Annotated in this window: 4 protein-coding genes and 1 pseudogene; 3 read left to right on the top strand and 2 right to left on the bottom strand. The window is 66.5% G+C overall.

Annotated elements, in window-relative coordinates:
• Positions 1 to 76: 76 nt before the first annotated feature.
• Positions 77 to 769: pseudogene (locus HH310_RS42890) on the bottom strand (hypothetical protein); the annotation flags it as partial.
• Positions 770 to 1,021: 252 nt separating this feature from the next.
• Here HH310_RS42890 and HH310_RS42895 point away from each other — a divergent pair.
• From HH310_RS42895 to HH310_RS42905, 3 genes are all read left to right on the top strand, one after another.
• Positions 1,022 to 1,876: an ElyC/SanA/YdcF family protein gene (locus HH310_RS42895; protein WP_169181532.1), complete on the top strand. Its 855-nt coding sequence runs from the start codon at positions 1,022 to 1,024 to the stop codon at positions 1,874 to 1,876.
• Positions 1,877 to 2,004: 128 nt separating this feature from the next.
• On the top strand, positions 2,005 to 2,274 hold the full coding sequence (locus HH310_RS42900; RefSeq protein ID WP_169181533.1) for a Txe/YoeB family addiction module toxin: 270 nt from the start codon (positions 2,005 to 2,007) through the stop codon (positions 2,272 to 2,274).
• Between the two features lie 379 nt (positions 2,275 to 2,653).
• Positions 2,654 to 3,082, top strand: coding sequence for a DUF6086 family protein (locus tag HH310_RS42905; protein WP_169181534.1), 429 nt, complete (start codon positions 2,654 to 2,656; stop codon positions 3,080 to 3,082).
• Between the two features lie 255 nt (positions 3,083 to 3,337).
• Here the strand turns inward: HH310_RS42905 and HH310_RS42910 are convergent, their stop codons facing one another.
• On the bottom strand, positions 3,338 to 3,601 hold the full coding sequence (locus tag HH310_RS42910) for a hypothetical protein (RefSeq protein ID WP_211193341.1): 264 nt from the start codon (positions 3,599 to 3,601) through the stop codon (positions 3,338 to 3,340).
• Positions 3,602 to 3,942: the final 341 nt, after the last annotated feature.

Below are 3,942 nucleotides of genomic sequence, written 5' to 3' on the forward strand. Positions count from 1 at the left end.
ATACGAGCCATAACTCTCCAAGGTTCACATTCGGCCGGAAAAAGCTGCCGGGCGAAAGCCTCGTTACGTGACAAATCTACTCTCTACAATGGACGTTAGTCCCGCATCGTGGACGATGGGTCCATGATGCGGGCGCGGGTCTCAGCAGGCGGTCGCCCGTCTCACGGAATGGAAGCGCCGCGCGGCCGCGGGCCGAGCCCGCCGGGCGGATCAGCAGCCAGTCCCGGTGCACGTCCCAGCCGGCATCCTCCGGTACGTCGATCCGGACGAGCTCGCCGTCCGCCGCCCGCAGGTGATACTCGGTGCGGTAGAGGTCCAGGTACCGGCCGACGAAGTCGCGTTCGAATCCGGGCGTCGCATCGTGGACGGCGCCGACCGAGACGTCGTCCGCGGATCCCTCGTAGACCGGCTCGGCGGCCGACACCGGCGTACCGCGCCGCCACTTCCGGACGGTCCGTGGGTAGCCCGACGACGTCAGCGAACCCGGCCCGAAGTCCGTCGCGACGTAGAGGTGATCGACGTCGATCCAGCCGGCGGCGCTCTTCGCTTCCGGCAGGGTGAATCCGTCCGGGACGAAGACGCGACCGTCCAGGTCGAACTCGCGCACCACGACGGCGTCGGCGCCGCCGCGGGAGAGCCGGACGAGGCAGCGGTCGTACGTGGGGCGCAGCACCGTCGCGCCGTCCCACGTCCAGTTCTCGCCCTCGGCCTCGTTCAACGCGTCGATGTCGAGCAGCACGTCCCACGCGGGCTCGTCGAGACGGAACTGATCCGGCGTGGTCCGTCGCCACTGCCCTCGCGGACGGTCGGCGTCCGTCCAGAAGTTGTAGTTGCCTCCTCGTTACGATCCGCCACCCACCTCATGACCTCGGGCGTGTCCAGAGCTTCGAGCCAGAAGAACGGGTCGTCGAGCACAGCCACCCCCGAATGCGAATCGAAGCCTGACGATCGCACCACGGTGATCACTTTGCCAAGGGCCCGCCGTCCGGCAACCGCCGTCGCGACGTGGCACGCTGGGCGTATGAGATCTCCCGGGCGGACGCCGGACACGGTCGCCGGGAGCATCAACACTCTCGTACGCTTCTGCGCCCGCCGCGATGTTCCCGAGCTGACGCCCGCGGCCCTCGGCGGCGTCGCCGACGTGGCCATCCTCTTCGGCGGCAGCATCCTGGCCGGAGGTGACGTGTTCGCCGCGGCGATGCGGGCCGGGGTGGCCGCCCGCTACCTGATCGTGGGAGGCCAGGGCCACTCGACGGACGCGCTGCGCGGCATCCTGCGCGAGCGGATGGGCTGGGACGACGTGGCGTCCGTGACCGAGGCGGCGCTGTTCGACCGTTACCTGCGGCAGCGGTACGGCCTGGCCGTGGACCTGCTCGAGCAGCGCTCGACGAACTGCGGCAACAACGTCACGGAGGCCCTCGCCCTGCTACGTGCCGAAGGCATCGCCCACGACCGGATCGTGCTGGTGCAGGACGCCACGATGCAGCTGCGGATGGACGCCGGGTTCCGCCGGCACGCGGCACCGTCCACGCAGCTGGTCAACTACGCCGCGCACCAGACGCTCGTCGACATCGACGCTTTTAGGTTCGCTGCCGAACCGCGCGACGCCGTGGCGTACCGGGATCCGCCGGTCGGTATGTGGCCGCTCGACCGCTACATCTCGATGCTGATGGGCGAGGTGCCCCGCCTCACCGACGACGAGAACGGCTACGGCCCGGCCGGCCGCGACTTCATCGCCCACGTCGACGTACCGCCCGCGGTCCACGACGCACTGAACCACCTGACCCGCACCACCGGCTTCGCGATCCGCACGGCGGACCCGAAGTGGTCCGGACCGCCTGCACCACCCCGCCGCCCAGGTTGGCCATCCGTGTGACCAGCACAGCCCGGTCGTTTGGTCGAACCGTACCGGCAACGGGCCAGTCCGGCGCCGCCCTCGCTCAGCCCGATCGACGAGGCAGTCCCATCTGCGCGAAGTTTGCCAAACGCTCGAGAGGCCACCGCGTGAAGCTCACGTGGCACCCGGACGCGTGCGACGAATACGTCAACCGGCAGGTAAATGACCGGAAGGTCCTCAAGCGGATCAATGCCCTCATCAAAGACATTCAGCGCGGCGACGATCGGGGCATCGGGAAGCCCGAACTGCTCAAAGGCGATCTTTCCGGCTGGGCATCGCGGCGCATCAATGAAGAGCATCGGCTGGTGTACCGCGTTGTAGAGGCCCACGACCAAGTAGAGATTCTGTCCTGTCGCTACCACTACAGCGAACGGTAGTGGTGGCCGGACCCTCGATCGGCCCTTCCTTTGCAGCGGAAGGGATAGGCCAGCGCACGACCGATCCTTCGACGTCGTGCGGACTCCCCACACTCGCCGGCGACCGTCCAGGGGCCGCCGCGCTCGATCGCTACCCTGACGAGCCGATACGTCCCTTCAACCGAGCGAGTTACGGACAGCACTTCGGGCTACACCTTAGCCCTGGGCTGGCCCGGCTTCGGGCAGCACTTTGTCTCGAAGGGACACCTTGGGCACGAACAAGTACGCAGGTCTGTCCGTCACTCGTCATCTGGTTCGGTGATGCCGCCACGCCGGGGTCGCTGTCGGCTGTCCGTCCGGACTCGATGGTCGTGACACGTGCGGATGCGATCATGGCGCAGTGAGCCAGTACTTTGACGACGCGACGACCGGGGAGACGCTGTGGAACCCGGCCACAAAAGTGGCGCAGCTCTTCTACCGGATGACGGAGGCGTTGGTGCCGGTCGCTGGCCGTTCGAGCGGTGTGGTGAATCTGCGGATCGACGAGTACGCGGTCGACCCCGACGGATTCGCAAGCTTCGTGGACGAGTTGGTGAGTCAGTATCTCTCGTCGAACCATGCGATCTTCAAGGCGATGCTTGCCGGCTACCTGCCACCCGCGGTGGTAGTGGTTGAACGTAGCGGGCGGATGGTGCCGGCATTGACCACGCCGATCGAGCGTTCGAACGAGGCGATCTCGTGCAGCGTCGATGCGTTCGGCCCTGCGGCAGAAAGAATTGACCTTGCTGAGCGGGCGGAGGCGGCCGCGCGGTCCATGCCGAGGGCGTGAGAGTGCTGGAGGCGCGCCGGCGAGCATGCAGTTCGCCGGCAGCAACGCACAGGAGCATCTCAAGACGGTGTTACGGCGGCGCGGCCCAAGAGCCGACGAACTGGTCCGGATGATTCGCGAGCTAGCAGCACTGCCTCCTCGGCGGTAGCGCACCGTCATCGCAATGAGCGCCTGCCGCCTGCGTTACGGCCAACGGCGCCGGCCGCCGAGCGCCCACAGCGGCAGCTCACTGCAACGCAAGGAACTGAATCGACGTCAAGAGTAAAAGCCGATCCAATACGACTCGTCGCTCACCGTAAACGCTCCTGGTCGCTTCTCGCGCAGCCAGCGGTAGCGTCCAACGAACTCGTCGAGCGCGGCATGGAGGCCGCATCCACGACCGTGTCGTATGACCTGGATGCCCGCAAGGATGCGGTTCGTGACGATGAGCTCATCAACTTCGGGCCACGCCTCCACACCATCTTCCTGCCCTACAACGCGCACCTGACGTCGGCACTTTAGGACGTCGGCCAGGCCCATCGCGCCATCCACCGGGCGTGACGGCTCACCGTCGGCCGACGCACGCGATCTGCGGTGTGAGAGTCGCCTTCCGTGAGCGGGTAAAGACGAGCTGATGAATAGCCGGAATTGGCGTGCCGGCAATATGTCTTGTGTGGACGGTTATGGTTTTCTGGGGTTGGCACGATCGTTTTGATGCGAGGCCGTCTGCGGGGCGGGAAAATGTATTCATGCGGTACCAGCAGCTTTCCTTGTTCACCCGGCCGGTGACGGCTGCTATGCGTGACCGCACTAAGGCACGACGATATTCGCCGGACAAGGACGCGTTTCGTCGTGAACAGGCACGGCGGCGGTCTTGGGGG

Source organism: Actinoplanes sp. TBRC 11911, assembly GCF_012933445.1.
GTDB lineage: Bacteria > Actinomycetota > Actinomycetes > Mycobacteriales > Micromonosporaceae > Actinoplanes.

What these genes read in the sequence shown, in the direction of transcription:
- HH310_RS42910 (WP_211193341.1), bottom strand. Translation starts at nt 3,601, where the DNA reads ATGGGCCTGGCCGACGTCCTAAAGTGCCGACGTCAGGTGCGCGTTGTA.
- HH310_RS42895 (WP_169181532.1), top strand. Translation starts at nt 1,022, where the DNA reads ATGAGATCTCCCGGGCGGACGCCGGACACGGTCGCCGGGAGCATCAAC.